Here is a 26612-nt window from a genome sequence, read left to right as displayed (position 1 = left end):
ACCATGGCCACAGCTGTGAACCGCGTCACACCCACGAGTGCCGGGGCCCGCTCGCCCCAGGCGGCGGCGGAGGGCTCGCTTGGCCTCGACCGCCCCGAGGCCGATAGCCTGCCCGCCGTGCCGAAATCAGACCAAACCCGTGTGAGCCCGCCGCGCCCCTGCGCGGTGCCGCCCGTCCCGCTCGCCGAGATCGCCCGGATCCTGGGCATCCCGGCCCCCGAGCGCGCCGCGGACGGCGCGGCCACGGGGATCACCCACGACTCGCGTGCGGTCCGTCCGGGCGACCTCTACGTGGCCTTCGCCGGGGCCAACCACCACGGCGCCGCGTTCGCCGGCCAGGCTGCGGCGGCGGGGGCCGCCGCCGTGCTCACCGACCCGGCGGGCGCGGAGCAGGCGGGCGCCCTCGCGGTGCCGGTGCTGGTGGTGCCGAGCCCGCGCGCCTTCATGGGCGTGCTGGCGGCCCGGATCTACGGCGACCCGTCGCGGGCGCTGCTGACCATCGGGATCACCGGCACCAACGGCAAGACCACCACCTCCTACCTGGTCGAGGGCGGTCTGCTGGGCGCGTCCCGGACGCCCGGGGTGATCGGTACGGTCGAGATGCGGGTCGGCGCCGAGCGGATCAAGAGCGAGCGCACCACCCCCGAGGCCACCGAGCTGCACGCGATCCTCGCGGTGATGCGCGAGCGCGGCGCCGACGCGGTGGTGATGGAGGTCTCCAGCCACGCGCTGGTCTTCGGCCGGGCCGACGGCGTCGAGTACGACGTCGCCGTCTTCAACAACCTGACCCCGGAGCACCTCGACTTCCACCCGGACATGGAGGAGTACTTCCAGGCCAAGGCGCGGCTCTTCGAGGCGGGCCGCAGCCGGGCCGGGGTGGTCAACCTGGACGACGCCTACGGGCGCCGGCTGGCCGCCGAGGCCGCGATCCCGGTGACCACCTTCTCCGCCAAGGGCGCCGCCGAGGCCGACTGGCGGGCGGTGGACGTGCAGTTGGGTCCGATCGGCTCCACCTTCCGGGTGCTGGGCCCCGAGGGCCGGCAGGCGGACGCCTCGGTGCCGCTGCCGGGTCCGTTCAACGTCGCCAACGCGCTGGCCGCGATCGTCGCCCTGGTGACCGCCGGGCTGCCGCTGGCCGAGGCGGTGGCGGGGGTGGCCGTGGTGCCGGGCGTGCCCGGGCGGCTGGAGCGGGTGGACGCCGGACAGGACTTCGTCGCGGTGGTCGACTACGCCCACAAGCCGGACGCGCTGAAGGCCGTCCTGGAGTCGCTGCGCGAGGTCACCAAGGGCCGACTGCACGTGGTGGTCGGCTGCGGCGGGGACCGCGACCCGTTCAAGCGCGGCCCGATGGGCGCCAGTGCCGCCCGGCTGGCCGACACTGCCGTGCTGACCAGTGACAACCCGCGCTCCGAGGACGGCCTGGCGATCCTGGCCAGCATGCTGGGCGGCGCGGTCGAGGTCCCCGAGGCCGAGCGCGGCGATGTGCTGGTGGTGCCGGACCGGGCCGAGGCGATCGCCGCGGCGGTGGCCCGGGCGCACGCCGGGGACGCCGTGCTGGTGGCCGGCAAGGGCCACGAGCTGGGCCAGTACGTGAAGGGCGAGGTCCGCCCGTTCGACGACCGGGAGGTGCTGCGCGAGGCCATCGCGCGTGTCCTGCCCGCCCGAGGAGTGGAGCAACCGTGATCGCACTGACCCTGGCCGAGGTGGCCGCCGCGACCGGTGGTGAGCTCGCGGACGGCGCGGACCCGCAGGTGCTGGTGACCGGCCCGCTGGCGATCGACTCCCGCAAGGCGGCGCCCGGCGGTCTGTTCGCCGCCTTCCGCGGCGAGCACGTGGACGGGCACGACTACGCCGAGCGGGCCGTGCTGGCCGGCGCGGTCGCGGTGCTCGCCGAGCGCCCGGTGGGCGTGCCCGCGGTGCTGGTCGCCGACGTCCAGGTGGCGATGGGCCGGCTCGCCCAGGCGGTGGCCGACCGGGCCACCGAGGCCAGGGTGGTGGCGCTGACCGGCTCGGCCGGCAAGACCAGCACCAAGGACCTGATCGCGCAGTTGCTGACCCGGCTGGGGCCCACCGTCTACACCGAGGGCTCGCTCAACAACGAGCTGGGCTTCCCGATGACCGCGACCAGGGTCGAGCCGGACACCCGCCACCTGGTGCTGGAGATGGGCGCCCGGCACAAGGGCGACATCGCCTACCTCTGCTCGCTGGCCCGGCCCTCGATCGGCCTGGTGCTCAACGTCGGCAGCGCGCACCTCGGCGAGTTCGGCTCCAAGGAGGGCATCGCCGAGGCCAAGGGCGAACTGGTCGAGTCGCTGACCGAGGACGGCACCGCGATCCTGAACGCCGACGACCCGCTGGTGCGGGCGATGGCCGGGCGCACCCGGGCCAGGGTGGTGACCTTCGGTGAGGGTTCGGGTGCCGATGTCCGGGCACAGGATGTTCGCCTCGACTCCACGGGCCGTCCATCGTTCACGTTGACCACCCTGGCCGGTTCCGCACCCGTACAACTGCGCCTGTACGGTGAGCACCACGTCTCGAACGCCCTCGCCGCCGCAGCGGTGGCGATGGAGCTCGGACTGTCCGTTGACGACACCGCCGCCGCCCTGGGCGAGGCGGGCGCGCTGTCCCGCTGGCGCATGGAGGTCGTCGACCGGGCCGACGGGGTCACCGTCGTGAACGACGCGTACAACGCGAACCCGGAGTCGATGCGGGCCGCGCTGCGCGCGCTCGCCACGATGGGCGGCCGAGGCCCGGAGCGCCGCCGTACCTGGGCGGTGCTCGGCGAGATGCGGGAGCTCGGCGAGGAGAGCTTCGACGAGCATGACGCCATCGGGCGGCTCGCGGTCCGACTCGACGTCACCAAGCTGGTGGCGGTGGGTGGACGCGAGGCGGCCTGCATGGAACTGGGCGCGAGGAACGAAGGTTCGTGGGGTGAGGAGTCGGTGCTGGTGTCCGACGCGGACGCGGCGGTCGAACTGCTGCGCGGTCAGCTGCGGCCAGGGGACGTGGTGCTGGTGAAGGCCAGTCGTTCGGTGGGCCTGGAGAAGGTGGCCGAGGCCCTGTTGGCGGACGGTGCCGCGCGGTGAAGCAGATTCTCTACTCCGGACTGATCGGCCTGGTGCTGTCGCTGTTCGGCACCCCGGCGCTGATCCGAGTGCTGGCGCGGCACGGCTACGGCCAGATGATCCGCGACGACGGCCCCAAGGCGCACCACAGCAAGCGCGGTACGCCGACGATGGGCGGTATCGCGTTCATCCTGGCCACCCTGATCGCCTATGCGCTGACCAAGGTGATCACCGGTGACCAGCCGCGCGCCTCGGGCCTGCTGGTGCTCTTCCTGATGGCGGGTCTGGGCCTGGTCGGCTTCCTGGACGACTACATCAAGGTGGTCAAGCAGCGCTCGCTGGGTCTGCGGGCCAAGGCGAAGCTGCTCGGGCAGTCGTTCGTCGGTCTGGCCTTCGCGATCCTGTCGCTGCAGTTCCACGACCCGCGCGGGCTCACCCCGGCCTCCACCAGCCTCTCCTTCATCCAGGACTTCAGCTGGTCGATCGGCCCGGTGCTGTTCGTCATGTGGGCGTACTTCATGATCGCCGGCATGTCCAACGGCGTGAACCTGACGGACGGTCTGGACGGGCTGGCCACCGGTGCCTCGGTGATGGTCTTCGGCGCCTACGTCTTCATCGGCGTCTGGCAGTACGGGCAGACCTGCTCGCGCATGGTCACGGCGACCGCCAACTGCTTCGAGGTGCGCGACCCGCTGGACCTGGCGGTGGTGGCCTCGGCGCTGATGGGCTCCTGCTTCGGCTTCCTGTGGTGGAACACCTCGCCGGCCAAGATCTTCATGGGCGACACCGGTTCGCTGGCCCTCGGCGGCGCGCTCGCGGGTCTGGCGATCTGCTCGCGCACCGAGCTGCTGCTGCCGCTGCTCGGCGGTCTCTTCGTGATCATCACTCTGTCGGTGATCATCCAGGTCGGGTCGTTCCGGCTGACCGGCAAGCGGGTCTTCAAGATGGCACCCCTGCAGCACCACTTCGAGCTCAAGGGCTGGAGCGAAGTGCTGATCGTGGTGCGGTTCTGGATCGTCCAGGGCCTCTGCGTGGCCGTCGGCCTGGGCATCTTCTACGCGGGCTGGGTGAACAGTTGAGCAGTGCACCCCTCTCCTGGCCCGGCCTGCCGGTCGTGGTGGCCGGCCTGGGCGTCTCCGGCATCAGCGCGGCCCGGGTGCTGCGCAAACTGGGCGCCGAGGTCACCGTGGTGGACGGCGGCGACAGCCCGGTGCTGCGCGACCGCGCGGCCGAGCTGACGGCCTATTACGGAGCAGGCTTCCAGGTCCGCCTCGGCGACGGCGACACGCTCCCCGAGGGCACCCGACTGGTCGTCACCTCGCCTGGCTGGCGGCCGAGCAGCCCGCTGTTCGCCGCCGCCGAAGCGGCCGGAGTGCCGATCTGGGGCGACGTCGAACTCGCCTGGCAGCTGCGCAAGCCGCTGCCCGGCACCGGTGAGCCGGCCCCCTGGCTGGCCGTCACCGGCACCAACGGCAAGACCACCACGGTCCAGATGCTGGCCTCGATCCTCACCGCGGCCGGCAAGCACACCGCCGCCGTGGGCAACATCGGCGTCTCGGTGCTGGACGCGGTGCTGACCGGCTTCGAGGACGACCAGCAGCCGTACGACGTGCTCGCGGTCGAGCTCTCCAGCTACCAGCTGCACTGGGCGCCCTCACCGCGCCCGCACTCGGCGGCCGTGCTCAACCTGGCCCCCGACCACCTGGACTGGCACGGCTCGATGGCGGCCTACGCCGCCGACAAGGGCCGGATCTACAACGGCAACCAGGTGGCCTGCGTCTACAACCTGGCCGACCCCGCCACCGAGGAGCTGGTCCGCGAGGCCGATGTCGAGGAGGGTTGCCGGGCGATCGGCTTCGGTCTCGGCACCCCCGGGCTCTCCCAGCTCGGTGTGGTGGACGGCCTGCTGGTGGACCGCGCCTTCCTTCCCGACCGGGCCAAGAACGCGGCCGAGCTGGGCTCGGTGGCCGACGTCCACCCGCCGGCCCCGCACAACGTCGCCAACGCCCTGGCCGCCGCCGCGCTGGCCCGCGCCTACGGGGTGGACGCCAAGGCGGTGCGCGACGGCCTGCGGGCCTTCCGCCCCGACGCGCACCGGATCGCCTTCGTCGCCGAGGTCGACTCGGTCAGCTGGATCAACGACTCCAAGGCGACCAACACCCATGCGGCGGCGGCCTCGTTGGCGGCCTATCAGCCGATCGTGTGGATCGCCGGCGGGCTGGCCAAGGGAGCCACCTTCGACGAGCTGGTGCGGGGCGCCGCGGGCCGGCTGCGGGCCGCGGTGCTGATCGGCGAGGACCGCGCGCTGATCCGTGAGGCGCTGGCGCGACACGCCCCGGATGTACCAGTGATCGAGCCGGCCGAGGGTGAGACTGGCGCGATGGCGATGGCGGAGGTGGTCCGGGTCGCCGCCGGGCTCGCCCGAGCGGGCGATACCGTGCTGCTGGCCCCGGCCTGTGCCTCGATGGACATGTTCACCAGCTACGGCGAGCGGGGCGATCTCTTCGCCGAGGCGGTGCGCGGGCTGACGCAGTAGACCAGGGGCAATCGGGAGAGGGGCAGGCGCGCGTGGCGGGTCAGGGCAAGACGGACGCGGCCGCCCCGCCGGAGCGCGGCCCCTCCCCGGCCCTGATCTCGGCGACCAGCACGGTCTTCAAGACCGAGGGCCTGACCGGGCGGCTGCGCGCGCTGCGGGAGCGGCTGCGCTGGTTCCTGAACCGCCCGCTGACGCCCTATTACCTGATCCTCGGTTCGAGCTCCCTGCTGTTGGTGCTCGGCCTGATCATGGTCTTCTCCTCCTCCAACATCACCGCGATCCACCAGGGCCTGCCCGGCCTCTTCTACTTCCGCAAGCAACTGGTCGCGGTGCTGCTCGGCTCGGTGCTGCTGGTGGCGGCCGCCCGGGTGCCGGTGCCCGTGCACCGGGTGCTGGCCTACCCGGTGCTGCTCGGCTCGATCGGGGCCATGGTGCTGGTCGCCATCCCCGGCGTCGGGATGACCGTCAACGGCAACCGGAACTGGCTGAACTTCGGCTTCTTCCAGGTCCAGCCCTCGGAGTTCGCCAAGCTCGCGCTGCTGCTCTGGGCGGCCGACCTGCTGGCCCGCAAGCAGAAGGCCGGCACCCTCACCCAGTGGAAGCACCTGCTGGTGCCGCTGGTCCCCGGTGCCCTGGTGCTGCTGCTGCTGATCATGCTCGGCGGCGACATGGGGACCTCGATGATCCTGGTCGCCATGGTCTTCGCGCTGCTCTGGATGGTCGGCGCCCCGCTGCGGCTGTTCGTCGCCACCCTGGGCATCGCGGTCGTCGCCTGCACCGCGCTGATCATCACCGTGCCGCACCGGCTGGACCGGCTGGCCTGCATCGGCACCACCAAGCCGGTCCCGAACCACGACTGCTTCCAGGCCCTGCACGGCCTCTACGCCTTCGGCCTGGGCGGGCCGTTCGGCACCGGACTGGGCGCCGGCTACGAGAAATGGGGCCAGCTGCCCGAGGCGCACACCGACTTCATCTTCGCCGCGACCGGCGAGGAACTCGGTCTGGTGGGGACGCTGTCGGTGATCGGTCTCTTCGCGGCACTAGGGTATGCGGGTATCCGAGTGGCCATCGGCACGAAGGACCCCTTCGTCAGGTATGCCGCGGGAGCCGCCACCACGTGGATCATGGCCCAGGCCATGATCAACCTGGGGTCGGCGCTGGGACTGCTGCCCATCGCGGGCGTACCCCTCCCGCTGTTCTCCTACGGCGGGTCCGCCATGCTGTCGGCCATGTGCGCCCTTGGGATGCTGCTCTGCTTCGCACGCAGCGTCCCGGGCGCGAAGGCGGCACTCGCCGCCCGGAGCTCGAAGTCCCGGTTCAGGACAGGTCTGCGCCGGGTGCTGCCACGACGACGAACCACAGCGCGCCCGGCCGCCCGGCCGCCGCGCAGGGAGCGGTGATTTTCGGTGCATGTCGTACTCGCCGGCGGGGGTACCGCAGGACACATCGAGCCGGCCATGGCGCTCGCGGACGCACTGCGTCGGCACGACCCGAGCATCGGCATCACGGCGCTCGGCACCGAGCGCGGCCTGGAGACCCGGCTGGTGCCCGAGCGCGGCTACCAGCTGGAGCTGATCCCGGCCGTGCCGCTGCCGCGCAAGCCGACCCCCGAGCTGATCACCGTGCCGGGCCGGCTGCGCGGCACCGTCCGGGCCGCCCAGGAGATCATCGAGCGGGTCAAGGCGGACGCCGTGGTCGGCTTCGGCGGCTACGTCGCGATGCCCGCCTACCTGGCCGCCAAGCGGGCCGGGGTGCCGATCGTGGTGCACGAGGCCAACGCCCGCCCGGGTCTGGCCAACAAGATCGGCGCCCGGTACAGCGACTTCGTCGCCGTCTCCACCCCGGACAGCAAGCTGCGCGACTCGCGCTACATCGGCATCCCGCTGCGCCGCACCATCGCGACCCTGGACCGCAACGCGGTGCGCCCCGAGGCCCGGCACTACTTCGGTCTGGACCAGCGGCTGCCCACCCTGCTGGTCTCCGGCGGCTCGCAGGGCGCGCGCCGGCTGAACGAGACCATCCAGGCGATCGCCCCGCGCCTGCAGCAGTACGGCGTGCAGGTGCTGCACGCGGTCGGCCCGAAGAACGAGCTGCCGCGGATCGACGACATCCCCGGGATGCCGCCCTACCGCGCGGTGCCCTACCTGGACCGGATGGACCTGGCCTACGCCGCCGCCGACCTGATGCTCTGCCGGGCCGGCGCGATGACGGTGGCCGAGCTGGCCGCGGTCGGGCTGCCGGGCTGCTTCGTGCCGCTGCCGATCGGCAACGGCGAGCAGCGACTGAACGCCCAGCCGATGGTCAAGGCGGGCGGCGGCCTGCTGGTGGACGACGCCGAGCTGACCCCGGACTGGGTGCTGGGCAACGTGCTGCCGGTGCTCACCGACCCGCAGCGCCTGTGGGACATGAGCCGGGCAGCCGGCGAGTTCGGCCGCCGGGACGCCGACGACCTGCTGGTCGGCATGGTCTACGAGGCGATCGAGGCAGCCCGGGGCGGCCGCCGTCGTGGCTGAACGGCTCGACGCCGCGCGGGTCGAGGAGGCGGCGGAGGACGACGAGGAGGAGCGGCCCGCGCTGCGCCTGTCGCGGCGCGGGATCCTGGTGCTCGGCGGGCTCGGCGCGGCCGTGCTGGGCCTGCTGGGCTGGGTGGTCTTCTTCTCCTCGGCCCTGGACGTCCAGACGGTCGCCATCCAGGGTCTGCAGGACGACCAGCAGACGGTGGATCAGGTGCGTGCCGCGATAGGCCCGGTGCAGCACGGACCACTGGCCCGGGTCGATCTGGACGCGGTGCAGCACCGCGTCCAGGCCGTTCCCCGGGTGGCGAAGGCCGAGGTCTGGCGCGGTTGGCCGCACACGCTCCGGGTGAAGGTGATCGAGCGTCAGCCAGTGGCAGCTGTCAAGGGGACTGACGGAAAGTTCACCCAGATGGATGTAACTGGGGTGAGTTTCGCCACCGAACCGACGCCGCCACCGGGCGTTCCGGTGGTCCAACTCCAGCTGAGTCGGCCCGCTCAGGATGCGATTTCGGTCATCCCGCAGAGCGCGCTGGTCCAGGGCGCCGTCACGGTGGCGGCCGGGCTGCCGACCGAAGTGGCCAAGCAGGCCCCTTCGTTGCTGGTTCGTTCGTATGATGACATCGAGTTGCGACTGGCCGGCGGAGCCACCGTGCGGTGGGGGAGCCCGGAGCAGACCGACCGCAAGGCGAGGGTGCTACTCGCGCTGCTGAAGCAGAAGGCGGCGAACTACGACGTCAGCGCACCGGACGCCCCGGCGATCTCCGGCTGAGTCCGGATCCGGTAGGTTCTGTACTCCCGGGGGCTTTACCGCGTGATTCGCCACTGTTGACGATCCGTCGGTGATTCCCCGACCCTGGGTGCTCCACCCTCCTCCAGCCTTCGGCCGGGAGGTGCGCCCCCAGTGCCCACCGCCAGACGGTGATCACATAGGCTCAAAAGAAAAAAGGGAAGCTCGGCGTGTTCGTTGAACACGGACCCGCTCGGCACTTAGTGTCCTGTGTCACCAGGCTGTGCTCCACAGTGATCTGAGGCATCTTCACGATCCGACACAGGCACAGCATGAACCCTCAACGTCAAGTTTAGGGTTCGGGTCGGCGGTCTCAATTTCGGACAATCAGTCAGGAACCGGGCTCCCAACCCATCGACATCTGTCGGCATGGTGGTTCATGGACCGCTCATGACCCAGAATCCGACCCGGACATCCGAGGCGAGAGGCCTTCGACGTGGCAGCACCGCAGAACTACCTCGCAGTCATCAAGGTCGTCGGTATCGGCGGCGGCGGTGTCAACGCCATCAACCGGATGATCGAGGTCGGTCTCAAGGGCGTCGAGTTCATCGCGATCAACACCGATGCCCAGGCACTCCTGATGAGCGACGCCGACGTCAAGCTCGACGTGGGCCGCGAACTGACCCGGGGCCTCGGCGCCGGCGCCAACCCCGAGGTCGGCCGCAAGGCCGCCGAGGACCACCGCGAGGAGATCGAGGAGGTCCTCAAGGGGGCCGACATGGTCTTCGTCACCGCCGGCGAGGGCGGCGGCACCGGCACCGGCGGCGCGCCGGTGGTGGCCAACATCGCCCGCTCGCTGGGTGCGCTGACCATCGGTGTGGTCACCCGCCCGTTCACCTTCGAGGGCCGCCGCCGGGCCAACCAGGCCGAGGACGGCATCGCCGGGCTGCGCGAGGAGGTCGACACCCTCATCGTGATCCCGAACGACCGGCTGCTCTCCATCTCCGACCGCCAGGTCAGCGTGCTGGACGCGTTCCGCTCGGCCGACCAGGTGCTGCTCTCCGGTGTCCAGGGCATCACCGACCTGATCACCACGCCGGGCCTGATCAACCTCGACTTCGCCGACGTGAAGTCGGTCATGTCGGACGCCGGTTCGGCGCTGATGGGGATCGGCTCGGCCCGCGGCGAGGACCGGGCCAAGGCGGCGGCCGTGATGGCCATCTCCTCCCCGCTGCTGGAGGCCTCGATCGACGGCGCGCGCGGCGTGCTGCTCTCCATCTCCGGCGGCTCCGACCTCGGTCTCTTCGAGATCAACGAGTCGGCCCAGCTGGTCAGCGAGGCGGCGCACCCCGAGGCGAACATCATCTTCGGTGCCGTGATCGACGACGCGCTCGGCGACGAGGTCCGGGTCACCGTGATCGCGGCCGGCTTCGACGGGGGCCAGCCGCCCGCCATCGTGCGCGACCCGGTGGTGAAGGCGACCCCGTCGACCCCCGCCGAGCGTCCGGCCACCCGGCCCTACGGTCAGATGGGCTCGGTGACGGGTCGTTCGGAGGACGGCGGCAGCGGTTCGTCGGCCGGCTCCAAGCCCGACACCGCGCTGGCTTCGCCGGTGCCGCCGCAGGTGCAGCCGACCCGGCTGCCGTATGTGGAGAGTGCGGCCGAGGAGTTGGACGTCCCGGACTTCCTTAAGTAATTTGTAGGAATTTCCAGAAAATTCTGCGGGGCTCGATGCCCACCCCGGCCGCCGAGGCTGGGGTGGGCATCGTCGTGTGTGATAGGCAGTGAATATGACGAACGAGCAGCTCACCGAGTTCCCGGCGGCCGACCGACTCGCCGAACTCCGGGCCGGCCTGGCGGCGGTGGAGCGCCGGATCGAGGCCGCCTGCACGGCCGCCGGTCGGCCGCGCTCGGCGGTGACCCTGATCGTGGTGACCAAGACCTACCCGGCTTCGGACACCCGGCTGCTGGCCTCGCTCGGGGTCCGCGAGGTCGCCGAGAACCGTGACCAGGACGCCGCAGCCAAGGCTGCCGAAACCGCTGACCTGCCGCTGACCTGGCACTTCGTCGGACAGTTGCAGACCAACAAGGTGCGCTCGGTGGTGCGCTACGCACACCACGTTCACTCGGTCGACCGGGGCCGGCTGGTCACGGCGCTGGCTGACGCGGTGTCGAAGGCCGAACGGCCGCCGCTCGGCTGCCTGGTGCAGGTGGCGCTCGACGCCGAGCTGCGGGGCGACGGCGCGCCGGGCCGGGCCGGGGTCGCGCCGGCGGACGTGCTCGCGCTGGCCGACAAGATCGCCGAGACGCCGGGCCTGCGCCTGGACGGGGTGATGACGGTCGCTCCGCTCTCCGGCCCGCTGGCCGGCGACCCGGCGGCGGCCTTCGAGCGACTGGCGGAAATCGCAACCGGCGTACGCGCGGCCCATCCTGCTGCCACGATGGTCTCGGCAGGAATGAGCGGCGACCTGGAGCAGGCGATCGCGGCCGGAGCGACACATGTACGCGTCGGTACGGCGGTGCTCGGTGCGCGGTCGCGGCTCGGGTAACGTCACCGGGTAGTAGATCAGACTGCAGGACAAATCAGGACAATGCACCGATTCGTCCTGCGGCCGCCAAACTGAAATGCTTGGCAACCCAAATCGTGGATCGTATGTCCGCGGCCACGCACACTACCTGATGGATCGTCGGCACAGAGTAGCCGAGATCTGACGGGTGGTGAGCGGACCGCGGGTCCGGAAACCCACCGTACTCGACGGCCGCGGGTTTCGTGGGCCCGGCCGGTGACGAAGCCGATCCACCACAGAGCGGAGGACAGGAGCATGGCCGGCGCAATGCGCAAGATGGCGGTCTACCTCGGCCTCGTGGAGGACGAGACGTACGACGGCCAGGGTTACGACCCGGACGACGACTACGACACGGACCCCGAGCCGATCCGGACCGGGCGGACCGAGGACATTCCCCGGCCCGCCGCAGCCGCACCGACCGCACAGGTCGCCTCGATCGCACCCCAGCCGGTGCCGGCCGCGGTGCCGATCCGACAGGACCCGCCGCGGATGGCCCCCGTGTCGTCCATCACACCCGAACGCCGTCAGAACCTGGAGAAGAGTGCCCCGGTGATCATGCCCAAGGTCGTGAACGAGCGGGAGCCGTACCGCATCACCACGCTGCACCCGCGGACCTACAACGAGGCCCGTACCATCGGGGAACAGTTCCGTGGCGGGACCCCGGTGATCATGAATCTGACCGAGATGGACGACACCGACGCGAAGCGGCTCGTAGACTTCGCGGCTGGACTCGTCTTCGGTCTGCACGGCAGTATCGAGCGCGTGACGCAGAAGGTGTTCCTGCTGTCTCCTGCTAACGTCGATGTCACGGCGGAGGACAAGGCTCGAATCGCCGAGGGTGGGTTCTTCAACCAGAGCTGACCCGGCCACGACGTCATGTGTGGACCCGATGGACAGTGAGTGACCTAGCAGTCGCAGAGCAGTAAGAGCAAGCAGTTAGAGCAGGCAGAACCGGAAGAAACTGGGAGAGGGATACCCGATGGGGATCGTGGGGGCAGTGCTCTACTACGCACTGACCGTCTTCCTGGTGATTCTGCTGTTCCGTCTGGTCATGGACTGGGTCTTCCAGTTCGCCCGCTCGTGGCGTCCCGGCAAGGCCATGGTGGTGGTCCTGGAGGCCACGTACACTGTCACGGATCCGCCACTCAAGCTTCTTCGGCGGTTCATTCCGCCGTTGCGTCTCGGGGGCGTGGCGCTCGACCTGTCCTTCTTCGTACTGCTGATCATTGTGTATTTCCTGATCTGGCTCGTGCAGCAGCTGCCGTGATGAGCGATGCGGCGGGATGCCAGTGTGCCGACGATCACGTTGAGGTGAAGAGATGCCGTTGACCCCCGAGGACGTTCGGAACAAGCAGTTCACGACCGTCCGCCTGCGCGAAGGCTATGACGAGGACGAGGTCGACGCCTTCCTCGACGAGGTCGAAGCCGAACTCACCCGGCTGCTCCGCGAGAACGAGGACCTGCGGGCCAAGCTGGCCGCGGCGACCCGGGCTGCCGCGCAGAACCAGGCGAACATGCGCAAGGAGCAGCCGCAGGACGCGCCGCGTCCCGGTGGCCCCGTGCCCGCTGCCATATCCGGCCCGCCGGTCCCCGGCCAGCAGGGTCCGGGCCAGCAGCAGCCTCCGCAGCAGCAGCAGATGGGCGGCCAGCCGCTGGGCCTGCCGTCCGGTGCTCCGCAGCTGCCGCCCGGCCAGGGCGCGCCGATGCAGGGCCAGGTCCCGGGCCAGCAGCAGATGCAGCCCATGCAGCAGATGCAGCAGCAGGGCATGCAGCAGCAGATGGGCACCATGGGCGGCCAGCAGCAGCTGGTGCAGCCGATGGGTGGTCAGATGCTGCAGCCGATGGGTGGCCAGATGCAGCAGCAGATGGGTCAGCCGCAGCTCGGCCAGCAGGGCATGCCGCAGCAGCAGATGGGCACCATGGGCGGCCAGCAGCAGCTCGCCCCGATGGGCGGCCCGCTCGGCCAGCAGCTCGGTGGCCCGCTCGGCGCCCCGATGCAGCAGCAGCAGGGCCCCGGCGGCGACAGCGCGGCCCGCGTGCTCGCGCTCGCCCAGCAGACCGCTGACCAGGCGATCTCCGAGGCCCGTTCCGAGGCCAACAAGATCGTCGGCGAGGCTCGCAGCCGCGCCGAGGGCCTGGAGCGCGACGCCCGTGCCAAGGCCGACGCGCTGGAGCGGGACGCGCAGGAGAAGCACCGCGTCGCGATGGGCTCGCTGGAGTCGGCCCGCGCCACGCTGGAGCGCAAGGTCGAGGACCTGCGTGCCTTCGAGCGCGAGTACCGCACCCGCCTGAAGTCCTACCTGGAGACCCAGCTGCGCCAGCTGGAGTCGCAGGCCGATGACTCGCTCGCCCCGCCGCGGATCCCGGCCACCGCCTCGCTGCCGCCGGCCGCGTCGTCGATGGCCTCCACCGGCGCCCCGTCCTTCGGCGGCGGTCAGCCGTCCTTCGGCGGGAACCAGTCCTTCGGTGGCAACCAGTCGTTCGGCGGTGGCAGCGGTGCCCCGTCCTTCGGCGGGCAGCCCTCGGGCAACGGCGCGCCGCAGATGGCCCCGGCCGGGATGACCCAGCCGATGGCCGCGGTCCGTCCGCAGCCGCCGCAGCCCATGCAGCCGATGCAGCAGGCCCCGGCTCCGATGCGCGGCTTCCTGATCGACGAGGACGGCGACAACTAAGCAGGACCCTGTGAGGGCGCCCCTACCGCGATGCGGTGGGGGCGCCCTCACGTGTGTGCTCAGCTGCCTCGCGGTTCACCTGACACCGCGGGTGAAGCCGTGCCAAGACAGAGGTGCGGTTGCCACTCCGTCGAGTGGCAACCGCACCTCTGTCCGATTCGCTACGCCTTGCGCAACTGGAAGGTCAGGCCCGCGCCCTCGTCGGTGAAGTCCTCCGAGGCCCAGTCGGCAGCGCCGTTCGCGAAGTCCACGGCCAGCACCTCGTCGGCGACCAGGGCGGCGTGCTCGATGAGCGCGTCCACCGTCTCCTGCTCCGCGGACTGCCAGCGCAGCACGATCCGGTCCGAGACGTCCAGGCCGGAGTTCTTCCGGGCCTCCTGGATCTGCCGGATCGCGTCACGTGCGACGCCCAGGCGCTTGAGCTCCGGGGTGATCGCCAGGTCGAGGGCGACCGTGGCGCCGGACTCGTTGGCCACCGCCCAGCCCTCGCGCGGGGTTTCGGTGATGATCACCTCGTCCGGCGAGAGGCTGATCGTCTCCTCGCCCATCACCACCGAGGTGGTGCCGGTGGCCCGCAGCTCGGCGGCGAGCACGGCGGCGTCCGCGGCGGCGACCGCCTTGGCGGCGTCCTGCACGCCCTTGCCGAAGCGCTTGCCCAGTGCGCGGAAGTTCGCCTTGGCCGTCGTGTCGACCAGCGAGCCGCCCACGGTGGCGAGCGACTCCAAGGCGGCCACGTTCAGCTCCTCGGCGATCTGCGCGCGCAGGTCGGCGGGCAGCTCCTCCCAGCCCTGGGCCGCGATCAGCGCGCGGGAGAGCGGCTGACGGGTCTTCACCCCGGACTCGGCGCGGGTGGCGCGGCCCAGTTCGACCAGTCGGCGGACCAGCGCCATGTGCCGGGACAGCTCGCTGTCGATCAGCGACTCGTCGGCCACTGGCCAGGAGGCAAGGTGCACCGAGGCCGGGGCCTCGGGGTCGACCGGCACCACCAGGTCCTGCCAGACCCGCTCGGTGATGAACGGGGTCAGCGGCGCCATCAGCCGGGTCACCGTCTCCAGCGCCTCGTGCAGGGTGGCGAGCGCGGCGGCGTCGCCCTGCCAGAACCGGCGGCGGCCGCGCCGCACGTACCAGTTGGACAGGTCGTCCACGAAACCGGAGAGCAGCTTGCCGGCCCGCTGGGTGTCGTAGGACTCCAGCGCGGCGTCGGTCTCACGGACCAGGGTGTTCAGCTCGGAGAGCACCCAGCGGTCCAGCTGGGGCCGGTCGGCCGGGGCCGGGTCGCTCGGGCTCGGCGCCCAGCCGGCCGTCCGCGCGTACAGCGCCTGGAAGGCGACGGTGTTCCAGTAGGTGAGCAGCGTCTTGCGCACCACCTCCTGGATCGTGCCGTGCCCGACCCGGCGGGCCGACCACGGCGAGCCGCCGGCCGCCATGAACCAGCGCACCGCGTCGGCGCCGTGCTGGTCCATCAGCGGGATCGGCTGCAGGATGTTGCCCAGGTGCTTGGACATCTTGCGGCCGTCCTCGGCCAGGATGTGGCCCAGGCAGACGACGTTCTCGTAGGCCGACTTGTCGAACACCAGGGTGCCGACCGCCATCAGCGTGTAGAACCAGCCGCGGGTCTGGTCGATCGCCTCGGAGATGAACTGGGCCGGGTAGCGGCTCTCGAACAGCTCCTTGTTCTGGTACGGGTAGCCGTACTGCGCGAACGGCATCGAGCCCGAGTCGTACCAGGCGTCGATCACCTCGGGCACCCGGACCGCCGTGCCGGAGCACTCGCGGCAGCCGAAGGTGACGTCGTCGATGAACGGCCGGTGCGGGTCCAGCTCGCTCTGGTCGCTGCCGGTCAGCTCGCTCAGCTCGGCCAGCGAGCCCACGCAGGTCAGGTGGCCCTCCTCGCAGCGCCAGATCGGCAGCGGGGTGCCCCAGTAGCGGTTGCGGGAGAGCGCCCAGTCGATGTTGTTGTTCAGCCAGTCGCCGAACCGGCCGTGCTTGACCGTCTCCGGGAACCAGTTGGTCGCCTCGTTCTCGCGGATCATCGCGTCCTTGACGGCGGTGGTCCGGATGTACCAGGACGGCTGCGCGTAGTAGAGCAGCGCGGTGTGGCAGCGCCAGCAGTGCGGGTAGCTGTGCTCGTACGGCAGGTGGCGGAAGAGCAGGCCGCGCTCCTTGAGGTCGGCGACCAGCGCCTCGTCCGCCTTCTTGAAGAAGACGCCGCCGACCAGCGGCACGTCGGTGGCGAAGGTGCCGTCCGCCTCGACCGGGTTGACCACCGGCAGGCCGTACTTGCGGCAGGTCGCCAGGTCGTCCGCGCCGAACGCGGGGGCCTGGTGGACGATGCCGGTGCCGTCCTCGGTGGTGACGTAGTCGGCGTTCAGGACGTAGTGCGCGTCCTCGATCTCCACCAGGTCGAAGGGGCGGCGGTAGGCCCAGCGCTCCATCTCGGCACCGGTGAACGACTGCCCGGTGACCTCCCAGCTCTCGCCGAGCGCCTTGGCGACCAGCGGCTCGGCGACCACCAGGCGCTCGTTGCCGTCGGTGGCGACCACGTAGGTCACCTCGGGGTGCACGGCGGCGGCGGTGTTGGAGACCAGGGTCCACGGGGTGGTCGTCCAGACCAGCAGCGCGGCCTGGCCGGCCAGCGGGCCGCTGGTCAGCGGGAAGCGGACGAAGACCGAGGGGTCGACCACGGTCTCGTAGCCCTGGGCCAGCTCGTGGTCGGACAGGCCGGTGCCGCAGCGCGGGCACCAGGGGGCCACCCGGTGGTCCTGGACCAGCAGGCCCTTGTCGAAGATCTGCTTGAGCGACCACCAGACCGACTGGATGTAGGACGGGTCCATGGTCCGGTACGCCTCGTCGAGGTCGACCCAGTAGCCCATCCGCTCGGTGAGCTTGGTGAACTCGTCGGTGTGCCGGGTGACCGACTCACGGCACTTGGCGTTGAACTCGGCGATCCCGAACGCCTCGATCTCCGGCTTGCCGGAGAAGCCCAGCTCCTTCTCCACGGCCAGCTCGACCGGCAGCCCGTGGCAGTCCCAGCCGGCCTTGCGGGCCACGTGGTAGCCCTTCATGGTCCGGTAGCGCGGGAAGACGTCCTTGAAGACCCGGGCCTCGATGTGGTGGGCGCCCGGCATGCCGTTGGCGGTCGGCGGGCCCTCGTAGAAGACCCACTCGGGCCGGCCCTCGGACTGCTGCAGGCTGCGCTGGAAGATCTTCTGGTCACGCCAGAAGCTCAGGATGCCGTGCTCGAGGACGGGCAGGTCGACCTGGGCGGGGACGGGGTTGTACGTGCTCACTGCGCCTCCGGCGGATGCGTGGACGGGCATTCCGACGGAGGGACGAGACGGCCAGCCGTCCCGCGGTACCACCCTCCTTGACCGCCGCGACCTGCCGACGGCCCACTCCTTGGGCTTGCTGCCGGGTCTAGTAGGCCGTTCTTCCGGCCGTTCTTCCGGCGGCTCCGGGGTGATCTTCCCGCCGCGCACACCCCCGGGCTCGCACCGTCCCCGGGTCGCTCATGGCTGCGTACGTCGGTACTCGTCCCATCTGCGCCTTGCCGGCCCAGTCTATAGCGCGGGGCAAGGCCATTTACGCCATTGCCGCCGCACGCCGCCGCGCGCCAGGGCGGTTAGGAAGTGACGATCTGGGCACAACTTTGTCAATGCCCTGGCGCGGAGCTTCCTCGACCGTGACGCCCCGGCTGCCCGGGTGGGATCGCCGATGGGTATCGGTATGTCCCGTTGTGACCGGATTCGTTCAGGATTATCGTTCCGGCACCGGAGGCCGACGGGAACCGTCGGCCGGAGTCATTCGTAGATGGGGTCGAGCCATGGCTGAGAAGGCAACGGGCGCGGGCACCGCCACCAGGCGGACCCGGAAGGCCGTGGCAGGCGACCAAGGGGAGGGTTCCGTGACCACGACACGGCGGAAGACCAGCACCACCACCGGACGCGGCGCGGTGACCAGCCGTAACCACACCCCCGCTGCCACCGGCGCCCGGGCGGTGGTCCCGGCCGGCGCCGAGGCCGCCGACCCGGCCGAGCTGCCGGTCCGCCCGGGGGAGGAGCCCTGGACGGCCGTCGAGGTCGCCGAGGTGCACGCCGAACTCAACGCCGAGCTGGTCCGGCTGCGCGACGAGATCGACGCCGCCGAGGCGGCGATCACCGGCCTGATGCGCGACTCCAACGACGGGGCCGGTGACGACCAGGTCGACGCCGGGACCAAGAACATCAACCGGGAGAGCGAGCTGGCGCTGGCCAACAACGCCCGCGACATGCTCGACCAGACCGAGCGCGCGCTGGCCCGGCTGGAGGGCGTGGGCTTCGGCCTCTGCGAGTCCTGCGGGCAGGCGGTCGGCAAGGCCCGGCTGCAGGCCTTCCCGCGGGCCACCCTCTGCGTCTCCTGCAAGTCGAAGCAGGAGCGCCGCTGACCGCGCTCGCGCACGGCAGTTGACGAGGGGCAGCCGTGCACCGGGGTCGAGCGGCCGCGCGCACCGCGTGCCGTACGCTCGACCCCGTAACGTCGGCCCTTCTTCTCGGCAGCGGAGCGGATCATCACTACGCCAGGTTCTCCCCAGACTCAGGACGAGCCCACCGGGCCCGCCGGGACCGCGGCGCCGTCGCCGGCCGAGCCGGCCGGTGCGAGTGCGGTCGGCGAGGCGGCCGCGGTGCGCCGCCGCCGGCTCGGGGTGCTCTTCTCGGTGGCACTGCTCGCCTACCTGATCGACCTGAGCAGCAAGCTCCTGGTGGTGGCCAAGCTGGAAGGCCGGGCGCCGATCCGGGTGATCGGCGACTTCATGACCTTCCAGGTGATCCGCAACCCGGGCGCGGCGTTCGGCATGGGCCAGACCATGACCGTGGTCTTCAGCCTGATCGCCGCCGCCGTGATCGTGGTGATCTGGCGGATCTCGCGCCGGCTCTACAGCCTGCCCTGGGCGATCGCGCTCGGGCTGCTGCTCGGCGGGGCGATCGGCAACCTGACCGACCGGCTCTTCCGGGCGCCCGGGGTGCTGCGCGGGCACGTGGTCGACTTCATCTCGGTGCAGCACTTCGCGGTCTTCAACCTGGCCGACTCGGCCATCGTCTGCGGCGGGATCCTGGTGGTGCTGCTCTCGTTCCGGGGCAGCAACCCGGACGGCTCCACCCACAAGCCGGCCCCGAAGGGCGACTGAGGCAGCGGGTGGCCGAGGCGGCGGGCGAGTAGGCGCCCCCGCCCGGTGCGGCATACTCGTACGGGTGAGTACCGCAGCGCAGATCCGTACGCTTCCCGTCCCCGACGGCCTGGAGGGCGAGCGTCTCGACGCCGCCCTCGCCCGCATGTTCGGGCTCTCGCGTACCAAGGCCGCCGAGCTGGCCGCCGAGGGCAAGGTCCGGATCGACGGTGCGACGGCCGGCAAGTCGGACCGGGTGATCGCCGGATCCTGGCTGGAGGTCGAGATCCCGGCCCCCGCCGCACCCGTGCAGATCGTCGCCGAGTTCGTCGAGGGCATGCGGATCGTCCATGACGACCAGGACATCGTGCTGGTCGACAAGCCGGTGGGCGTCGCCGCGCACCCCAGCCCCGGCTGGACCGGACCGACCGTGATCGGCCACCTGGCCGCCGCCGGCTACCGGATCTCCACCTCGGGTGCCGCCGAGCGCCAGGGCATCGTGCACCGTCTCGACGTCGGCACCTCGGGGCTGATGGTGGTCGCCAAGTCCGAGCGGGCCTACACCGACCTCAAGCGCCAGTTCCACGACCGGATCACCTCGAAGACCTACCACACCCTGGTCCAGGGCCACCCCGACCCGATGAGCGGCACGGTGGACGCCCCGATCGGGCGGCACCCCAGCTCGGACTGGAAGTGGGCGGTGACCCGGGAGGGCAAGCCCTCGATCACCCACTACGACCTGATCGAGGCCTACCGGGCCGCCTCGCTGCTGACGGTCAAGCTGGAGACCGGTCGCACCCACCAGATCCGGGTGCACATGTCGGCGCTGCGCCACCCGTGCGTCGGCGACCTCACCTACGGCGCCGACCCGACCCTCGCCAAGCGGCTCGGGCTGACCCGGCAGTGGCTGCACGCGGTCTCGCTGGGCTTCGAGCACCCGGGCGACGGCCAGTGGGTGCAGTTCGACAGCGAGTACCCCGAGGACCTGCGCAAGTCCCTCGACGTCATCGCCGCCGAGAGCTGAGGATCGGCCGCCGATGGAGATCCGGATCGCCCGCACCGAGGACGAGGTCGCGCTGGCCAAGCAGGTTCGGCACGAGGTCTTCGTGGTCGAGCAGCAGATCCCGGCCGCGCTGGAGTACGACGAGCTGGACGCCACCTCGACCCACCTGGTCGCGCTCGACCGGGACGGCCGCCCGGTCGGCGCCGCCCGGCTGATCAGCGGCGAGGAAGCGCTGGCGCTGACCGGCGTCAAGGGCCGGGTGCTGCTCGGCCGGCTCGCCGTGCTGCGGCCCGCCCGGGGCACCGGGCTGGGCGCGGCGCTGGTCGGCGCGGTCGAGCGGGCCGGGCGCGAGCTCGGGGCCACCGAGTGCGAGCTGCACGCCCAGGTCCAGGCGATGGGCTTCTACGAGCGCCTCGGCTACACCGCCGAGGGGCCGGTCTACGACGACGCCGGGATCCCGCACCGCACCATGGTCAAGGTCTTCTGAAAGTCCTCCGAGCGCATCCCCCTGCCGGGCTCGCGGGCCGCCCCATTACTCTGGGGCGGCTCAGCACTGACCCGAACGGGGGATCTTGATGCGTTACCTGGTGCGCGACCGGATGTTCGCCTTCCGTGAGGAGGCCTGGATCGAGACCGAGCACCGCGAGAAGGTCTGGCGGGTCAACAAGAAGCTGCTCCGGTTCCGCAGCACCTTCGCCTTCGTGGACACCGAGGGCACGGTGGTGGGCTCGATCGTCAAGAAGTTCCTCACCGTCCACCACACCATCCTGATCAAGCACGACGGCGAGGTGATCGCCAAGATCAGCAAGAAGCTCTTCAAGCTCTTCGGCGACCGCTTCACGGTCAAGCTGCGGGACGGCCGGCGGCTGAAGATCGTCGGCAACCTCTGGGACCGCGAGTTCGACATCCGCTCCGAGGGCACCACGCTGGCCCATGTCTCGCGGCGCTGGTTCACCATCAGGGACGCCTATGCGGTGGACGTGATGAGCCAGCAGGATGCCTATCTGATGATCATCCTGGCGGTCTGTGTGGACCACATCCTGCAGGACTTCAAGGGCGAGAAGCTGACCAACCTCTGACCGTCCGGGCGCCGTCCGGGCGCCGTCCGGGCAGTGGCAGGGCAGTGGCCGCCCTCGTGGCCGGTTCTCAGGAGCCGCGGATACGATCACTATCCATGAACCTCTCCGGCCGCTGGCGGCGTTCGCGCATACGGAGCACGCTGACCGCTCGGCGGCTGCTGGCCGGGGCGCTGGCCCTGCTGCTCCTGGTCGGCCTCGGCGCGGTGGGTGCGGTGGCGAGCACTCCGGTGACGGTTCGCCAGCAGGACCAGTTCCTGTCGATGCCCGAGGCGCCGGGCAGCGCCCAGCAGGTCTCGATCGACACCTCCTTCTTCACCACCGGCAGCAGCCCGCGTCCGGCGGTGCTGCTCGCCCACGGCTTCGGCGGCAGCAAGGCCGACGAGGCGGACGAGGCCCGCACGCTGGCCCGAGCCGGCTTCGCCGTGCTCACCTGGTCCTCGCGCGGCTTCGGCCACTCCACCGGGCAGATCGGCCTGGACTCGCCGGACGGCGAGGTGCAGGACGTCAAGCACCTGGTCGACTGGCTGACCGCCCGGCCCGAGGTGCTCAAGGACAAGCCCGGTGACCCGGTGGTCGGCATCACCGGCGCCTCCTACGGCGGCGCGATCTCGCTGCTGGCCGCCGCAGCGGACCCGCGGATCAAGGCCATCGTGCCGATGATCACCTGGTGGGACCTGCCCCAGGCGCTCTTCCCGCAGAACGTCGAGGGCAGCACCCCGGCGGACGGGGTGTTCAAGAAGCTCTGGGCCGGGATCTTCTTCACCGACGGCTCGGCCGGCGACCTGACCGCCTCCACCACCGGCAAGCCGGCCCCCTCGGAGAACACCACCGGGCCGGTGGGCTGCGGGCGCTTCACCCCCGAGCTGTGCGCGATGTACAACCGGGTGGCCACCGCCGGCCGGCCCGACGCCGCGGCGGTCGCGCTGCTGGCCAAGTCGAGCCCGTCGACCTACGCCTCGCAGATCAAGGTCCCCACCCTGGTGGTCCAGGGCCAGCAGGACTCGCTCTTCCCGCTCGACCAGGGCGACGAGATGGCCAAGGCGATCGCCGCGAACGGCGCGCCCGTCTCGGTGGACTGGTTCGACGGCGGCCACGACGGCGGCACCGAGACCAGCGACCGGGTGACCGACCGGGTGATCGCCTGGTTCGACCACTACCTGAAGCACCAGTCCAACTCCACCGGCCCGGCCTTCCGGATCACCCGGACCGGCGGACTGGACACCACCGGCTTCCAGGCCGTGCTGCGCGGCGCCGACGGCACCAGCTACCCGGGCCTGAACGGCACCGCCGACACCACCGTCCAGCTGAACAGCCGACCGCAGACCATCGCCAACCCGCCCGGCGGCGCGCCGCCGGCGATCTCCACCGTGCCGGGGCTCGGCGCGCTCGCCCAGGCCAGCCAACTGGGCGTCGGCATCTCCATCGACTTCCCCGGCCAGAACGCCGCCTTCGACTCGGCACCGCTGAGCTCCGCGCTCCAGCTGACCGGTAGCCCGACGGTGAGCCTGACCGTGCACTCCGACGCACCCGACGCCGTGCTCTTCGGCAAGCTCTACGACGTCGGCCCGGACGGCAAGCAGACGCTGCCCGAGCAACTCGCCGCCCCGCTGCGGATCACCGGCGCCGACGCACCGGACGGCCGGACCGTCACCGTCCGGCTGCCCGCCGTCGACTACGACTTCCCGGCCGGGCACCGGCTGCGCCTGGTGTTCGCCAGCACCGACCTGGCCTACGCCTCGCCGAACCCGCCCGCCACCTACACGGTGGGCCTGGCGAGCCCGCTGACCGTCCCGACCGACAGCGCGCTGACCACCGAGGCCACCACGCTGCCCGCCCGCACCTGGGTCCTGCCGCTGCTGGCGCTGGCCGCGGCCGCCGTGCTGCTGCTGACGGCCCGCCGGCGCCGGGCGCTGCCGCCGCCGGACCCGGCGCTGGCCGAGGTGCCGCTGCGGATCACCGGCCTGAGCAAGCGCTACAAGGGCGCCACCGACCGCTACGCCGTGCGTGAGCTGGGCTTCACCGTCCGGCCGGGCCAGGTGCTCGGCCTGCTCGGCCCCAACGGCGCGGGCAAGACCACCACGCTGCGGATGCTGATGGGGCTGATCCGCCCCGACGAGGGCGAGATCCGGATCTTCGGCCACGCGGTGCGCCCCGGCGCCCCGGTGCTGTCCCGGGTCGGCGCCTTCGTGGAGGGTGCCGGCTTCCTGCCGCACCTGAGCGGCCGCGCCAACCTGGAGCTCTACTGGCAGGCCACCGGGCGCCCCGCCGAGGACGCGCACCTGGCCGAGGCGCTGGAGATCGCCGACCTCGGCGAGGCGCTGGAACGCGCGGTGCGCACCTACTCGCAGGGCATGCGCCAGCGCCTGGCGATCGCCCAGGCCATGCTCGGCCTGCCGGACCTGCTGATCCTGGACGAGCCGACCAACGGGCTCGACCCGCCGCAGATCCGGGAGATGCGCGAGGTGATGATCCGCTACGCGGCCACCGGGCGGACCGTGATCGTCTCCAGCCACCTGCTCTCCGAGGTCGAGCAGAGCTGCACCCACCTGGTGGTGATGGACCGCGGCCGGCTGATCAGCGCGGGCGAGGTCGGCGAGATCGTCGGCGGCGGCGAGCTGCTGCTGGTCGGCATCCCCGCCTCGTACCCGCCCGAGGAGCTGGTGGCGGCCGCCGAGAAGGCGGCGGCCCTGCCCGGCGTCGGCTCGGCGGAGGTCACCGGGCACGGGCTGCTGGTCCGGCTGGACGGCCTGACGGCCCACCAGCTGGTCGCCGAGCTGGTCCGGCTCGACGTCCCGGTGGAGCGGGCCGGCCCGCACCGCCGCCTGGAGGACGCGTTCCTCTCGATGATCGGAGGCTCAGCGTGAGCAACTCGCAGACGGCCCCCAGCGACCGGGCGGTCGGCTACCGCCCGCAGCACACCCTGCCGCTGCGGGTGGAGGCGCTGCGCCAGCTGCGGCGCCGCCGCACCATGGTGATCGCGGCGGTGCTCTTCGCGCTGCCGTTCATCGTGCTGGCCGCCTTCCAGATCGGCGGCACGCCGACCCGGCCCGACCAGACCACCTTCGTGACGCTGGCCACCGCCTCCGGGCCCAACTTCGCGGCCACCCTGCTCTTCATGGGAACCGGCTTCATCCTGGTGATCCCGGTCGCGCTGTTCTGCGGCGACACGGTGGCCGCCGAGGCCGGCTGGTCCTCGCTGCGCTACCTGCTGGCGGCTCCGGTGCCCCGGGGCCGGCTGCTGGCCCGCAAGCTCACCATCGGGCTGCTCTTCTCGGCCGCCGCGATCGTGCTGCTGCCGCTGGTCGGCCTCGGGGTGGGCACCGCCGCCTACGGCTGGGGCGACCTGAGGCTGCCCACCGGCGGCAGCCTGCCCGCCGCCGAGGTGCTGCCGCGGCTGGCCATCGCGGTCGGCTTCGTGATCCTCAGTGAGGTGGTGATCGGCGCGCTGGCCTTCTACCTCTCCACCGCCACCGACGCCCCGCTGGGGGCGGTCGGCGGCGCCGTCTTCCTGGCCATCGTCACCGGGGTGCTGGACGCCATCACCGCGCTCGGCGGCCTGCGCGAGTGGATGCCGGCGCACTGGCAGTACGCCTGGGCGGACGCGCTGCAACCGCAGCTGGAGTGGGGCGGGATGGTGCAGGGAGTGTCGCTCTCGCTCTCCTACGCGGTGATCCTGCTGGCGCTGGCGTTCCGGGGCTTCGCCCGCAAGGACATCGTCTCCTGAGCCGCCGCCCGAGGCGGCTACCGGGGACGGGCCGCCGCTGAGGGATCAGCTGAGGGATCATGGGACGGTCCTGTGAATTCTTGACCTTGGAGTCCCCGTGGCCCAGATCCTGCTCCTGCACTCCGCCTACGGACTGCGCCCCGCCGTGACCGAAGCCGCCGAGCGGCTGCGCGCGGCCGGGCACACCGTCCACCTGCCCGACCTCTACGACGGCAAGGTCTTCGAGGACGTCGAGGCGGGCCTGGAGTACCGCGAGCGGATCGGCACCGACGAACTGCTGCGCCGGGCGGTCGGCGCGGCGGCCCCGCTGCTCACCCCCGGCACCCGGCTGGTCTACGCGGGCCTCTCGCTCGGTGGCGCGCTCGCCCAGAACCTGGCGCTGGCCGACGAGCACGCGCTGGGGCTGCTGCTCCTGCACGGCACCTCGGACGTGCGGGACGACGCGGTGGTGGAGATCCCGGTGCAGCTGCACGTGGCCGAGCCCGACCCGTTCGAGACCGAGGACTGGCTGAACGCCTGGTACCTGCGGATGCGCAAGGCGGGCGCCGAGGTCGAGGTGCACCGCTACCGGGGCGCCGGACACCTGTTCACCGACCCCGGGCTGGCGGACTACGACGCCGAGGCGAGCGACGCGGCGTGGGCGGCGTCGCTGGCCTTCCTGAGCGAGCTGGACGCCTCGCTGGACGACTGAGCGGCTCTCAGGGGCGTTCGTCGGGGCCGTACGTCAGGGTGCGGGCGGGGCGTCCTGCGGGCGCGGCGGGTAGCCGTAGGCCGGGGGCGTGGCCGGCGGGACGGGCGGCATCGCTGGCGGCTGCGCCTGCGCCGGGGGCTGCATCGCGGGCGCGGCCGCCGGGTAGCCCGGTGCGGGCTGCGGCGGGATCGGGGCGCCGAAGCCGCCGGGTGCGGCGGCCCCGCCCGCATACGGCTGTGGCTGATGCTGCGACTGCGGGGCGAACTGCGGCTGGAAGCCGACGGGGGCCGGCCGGGCGCCCGCGCTCGCGCCCTTGACGGTGGCGGCCACGATCACCGCGAAGACCAGCCCGAGCACGGTCTGCGCGATCACGTCCAGGTTGAGCAGCAGGTTCGGCACCGCGGGCGAGCCGAACTGGTGCCGGGCCTCGCCGGTCCCGGTCAGCTGCTGGATCACGGTCATCACGTTGCCGTAGGCGGAGACCAGCAGCAGGGCGGTGCCGGCCGGGCGGATCCAGCCGCCGCGGCTGAAGGCACCGATGATCATGGCGATCAGCCCGAGGTCGAAGGCGGCGTTGCCGCCGGTGTAGGCGACCGGCACGCCCGAGACGTAGTGGTCGTAGTTGAACCCGATGGCAGTCGGCAGGTAGCTCGCGCCCAGCCGCTCGAGGTCGAAGCCGAGGATCGCCAGGTCCAGTACCAGCACCAGGATCAGCAGCACCGCCAGCCCGGGCAGCGCCGCGGCGCGCGGTCCTACCGGCGCCCGCTGCGGGATCGGAAGGCCTCCGACGGGTGGCGCGTAGCTCATCGTGTCCCCCTCAAGGTGTGCGCGCCGCAGCCGTACCGCGGAGTTTCGCGCGCGCTGAGACTAGCGTGCCGACGGGCAGCCG

General features: G+C 71.6%; 22 protein-coding genes. 20 read left to right on the top strand and 2 right to left on the bottom strand.

Going from position 1 to position 26612, the window contains the following annotated elements:
- Positions 1-3: 3 nt before the first annotated feature.
- The 12 genes from OG403_RS10405 to OG403_RS10350 all read left to right on the top strand — a co-directional run bounded on the left by OG403_RS10405 (position 4) and on the right by OG403_RS10350 (position 14083).
- Complete coding sequence (locus OG403_RS10405) at positions 4-1683, top strand: UDP-N-acetylmuramoyl-L-alanyl-D-glutamate--2,6-diaminopimelate ligase (RefSeq protein WP_442910894.1); 1680 nt, start codon at positions 4-6, stop codon at positions 1681-1683.
- Positions 1680-3086: a UDP-N-acetylmuramoyl-tripeptide--D-alanyl-D-alanine ligase gene (locus OG403_RS10400; RefSeq protein WP_329563416.1), complete on the top strand. Its 1407-nt coding sequence runs from the start codon at positions 1680-1682 to the stop codon at positions 3084-3086. The genes OG403_RS10405 and OG403_RS10400 overlap by 4 nt, the downstream gene beginning before the upstream one ends.
- Positions 3083-4144 (top strand): phospho-N-acetylmuramoyl-pentapeptide-transferase, encoded by a 1062-nt coding sequence (gene mraY / locus OG403_RS10395; protein WP_329563414.1) that lies wholly within the window; start codon positions 3083-3085, stop codon positions 4142-4144. Before OG403_RS10400 ends, mraY begins: the two co-directional genes overlap by 4 nt.
- Positions 4141-5601, top strand: a complete 1461-nt coding sequence (gene murD / locus OG403_RS10390; RefSeq protein WP_329563412.1) for a UDP-N-acetylmuramoyl-L-alanine--D-glutamate ligase — start codon at positions 4141-4143, stop codon at positions 5599-5601. The genes mraY and murD overlap by 4 nt, the downstream gene beginning before the upstream one ends.
- 32 nt (positions 5602-5633) lie before the next feature.
- Positions 5634-7001 (top strand): putative lipid II flippase FtsW, encoded by a 1368-nt coding sequence (gene ftsW, locus OG403_RS10385; RefSeq protein ID WP_442910893.1) that lies wholly within the window; start codon positions 5634-5636, stop codon positions 6999-7001.
- A 6-nt stretch (positions 7002-7007) separates the two neighbouring features.
- Positions 7008-8114: an undecaprenyldiphospho-muramoylpentapeptide beta-N-acetylglucosaminyltransferase gene (murG, locus tag OG403_RS10380; protein WP_329563410.1), complete on the top strand. Its 1107-nt coding sequence runs from the start codon at positions 7008-7010 to the stop codon at positions 8112-8114.
- On the top strand, positions 8107-8886 hold the full coding sequence (locus OG403_RS10375) for a cell division protein FtsQ/DivIB (RefSeq protein WP_329563408.1): 780 nt from the start codon (positions 8107-8109) through the stop codon (positions 8884-8886). The genes murG and OG403_RS10375 overlap by 8 nt, the downstream gene beginning before the upstream one ends.
- Positions 8887-9340: 454 nt before the next feature.
- On the top strand, positions 9341-10540 hold the full coding sequence (ftsZ, locus tag OG403_RS10370; RefSeq protein ID WP_329563406.1) for a cell division protein FtsZ: 1200 nt from the start codon (positions 9341-9343) through the stop codon (positions 10538-10540).
- 94 nt (positions 10541-10634) lie between these two features.
- Positions 10635-11393, top strand: coding sequence for a YggS family pyridoxal phosphate-dependent enzyme (locus OG403_RS10365; RefSeq protein WP_329563404.1), 759 nt, complete (start codon positions 10635-10637; stop codon positions 11391-11393).
- A 273-nt stretch (positions 11394-11666) separates the two neighbouring features.
- On the top strand, positions 11667-12272 hold the full coding sequence (locus tag OG403_RS10360) for a cell division protein SepF (RefSeq protein WP_329563402.1): 606 nt from the start codon (positions 11667-11669) through the stop codon (positions 12270-12272).
- A 118-nt stretch (positions 12273-12390) separates the two neighbouring features.
- Positions 12391-12678, top strand: a complete 288-nt coding sequence (locus tag OG403_RS10355) for a YggT family protein (protein ID WP_266301002.1) — start codon at positions 12391-12393, stop codon at positions 12676-12678.
- Positions 12679-12730: 52 nt separating this feature from the next.
- On the top strand, positions 12731-14083 hold the full coding sequence (locus OG403_RS10350) for a DivIVA domain-containing protein (RefSeq protein WP_329563397.1): 1353 nt from the start codon (positions 12731-12733) through the stop codon (positions 14081-14083).
- A 161-nt stretch (positions 14084-14244) separates the two neighbouring features.
- Here OG403_RS10350 and ileS read toward each other — a convergent pair whose 3' ends face one another.
- Positions 14245-17373: an isoleucine--tRNA ligase gene (gene ileS, locus OG403_RS10345; RefSeq protein WP_442910892.1), complete on the bottom strand. Its 3129-nt coding sequence runs from the start codon at positions 17371-17373 to the stop codon at positions 14245-14247.
- 614 nt (positions 17374-17987) lie between these two features.
- Between ileS and OG403_RS10340 the strand changes: the two genes are divergently transcribed.
- From OG403_RS10340 to OG403_RS10305, 8 genes are all read left to right on the top strand, one after another.
- Positions 17988-18506: a TraR/DksA family transcriptional regulator gene (locus OG403_RS10340; protein ID WP_329563392.1), complete on the top strand. Its 519-nt coding sequence runs from the start codon at positions 17988-17990 to the stop codon at positions 18504-18506.
- A gap of 120 nt (positions 18507-18626) precedes the next feature.
- A complete protein-coding gene (gene lspA / locus OG403_RS10335) occupies positions 18627-19247 on the top strand; it encodes a signal peptidase II (RefSeq protein ID WP_329572229.1) in 621 nt (206 codons plus the stop codon).
- A gap of 64 nt (positions 19248-19311) precedes the next feature.
- Entirely contained in the window at positions 19312-20250 is a 939-nt protein-coding gene (locus OG403_RS10330) for an RluA family pseudouridine synthase (RefSeq protein WP_329563390.1), read from the top strand.
- A gap of 13 nt (positions 20251-20263) precedes the next feature.
- Positions 20264-20716 carry a GNAT family N-acetyltransferase gene (locus OG403_RS10325; protein ID WP_329563388.1) on the top strand — a complete coding sequence of 151 codons (453 nt, stop codon included), beginning with the start codon at positions 20264-20266 and terminating at the stop codon, positions 20714-20716.
- Between the two features lie 88 nt (positions 20717-20804).
- On the top strand, positions 20805-21308 hold the full coding sequence (locus tag OG403_RS10320; protein WP_329563386.1) for an LURP-one-related/scramblase family protein: 504 nt from the start codon (positions 20805-20807) through the stop codon (positions 21306-21308).
- A 95-nt stretch (positions 21309-21403) separates the two neighbouring features.
- Positions 21404-24172: an alpha/beta fold hydrolase gene (locus OG403_RS10315; protein ID WP_329563384.1), complete on the top strand. Its 2769-nt coding sequence runs from the start codon at positions 21404-21406 to the stop codon at positions 24170-24172.
- Positions 24169-25032, top strand: a complete 864-nt coding sequence (locus tag OG403_RS10310) for an ABC transporter permease (protein ID WP_329563382.1) — start codon at positions 24169-24171, stop codon at positions 25030-25032. The genes OG403_RS10315 and OG403_RS10310 overlap by 4 nt, the downstream gene beginning before the upstream one ends.
- Before the next feature lie 97 nt (positions 25033-25129).
- On the top strand, positions 25130-25723 hold the full coding sequence (locus OG403_RS10305) for a dienelactone hydrolase family protein (RefSeq protein WP_329563380.1): 594 nt from the start codon (positions 25130-25132) through the stop codon (positions 25721-25723).
- A gap of 33 nt (positions 25724-25756) precedes the next feature.
- Here the strand turns inward: OG403_RS10305 and OG403_RS10300 are convergent, their stop codons facing one another.
- Positions 25757-26530 carry a hypothetical protein gene (locus OG403_RS10300; RefSeq protein WP_329563378.1) on the bottom strand — a complete coding sequence of 258 codons (774 nt, stop codon included), beginning with the start codon at positions 26528-26530 and terminating at the stop codon, positions 25757-25759.
- Positions 26531-26612 lie beyond the last annotated feature (82 nt).

This window comes from Kitasatospora sp. NBC_01266, assembly GCF_036242395.1.
GTDB lineage: Bacteria > Actinomycetota > Actinomycetes > Streptomycetales > Streptomycetaceae > Kitasatospora.
Note: the sequence above shows the minus strand (reverse complement) of the source record. Positions and strands in the feature narration are given on the sequence as shown.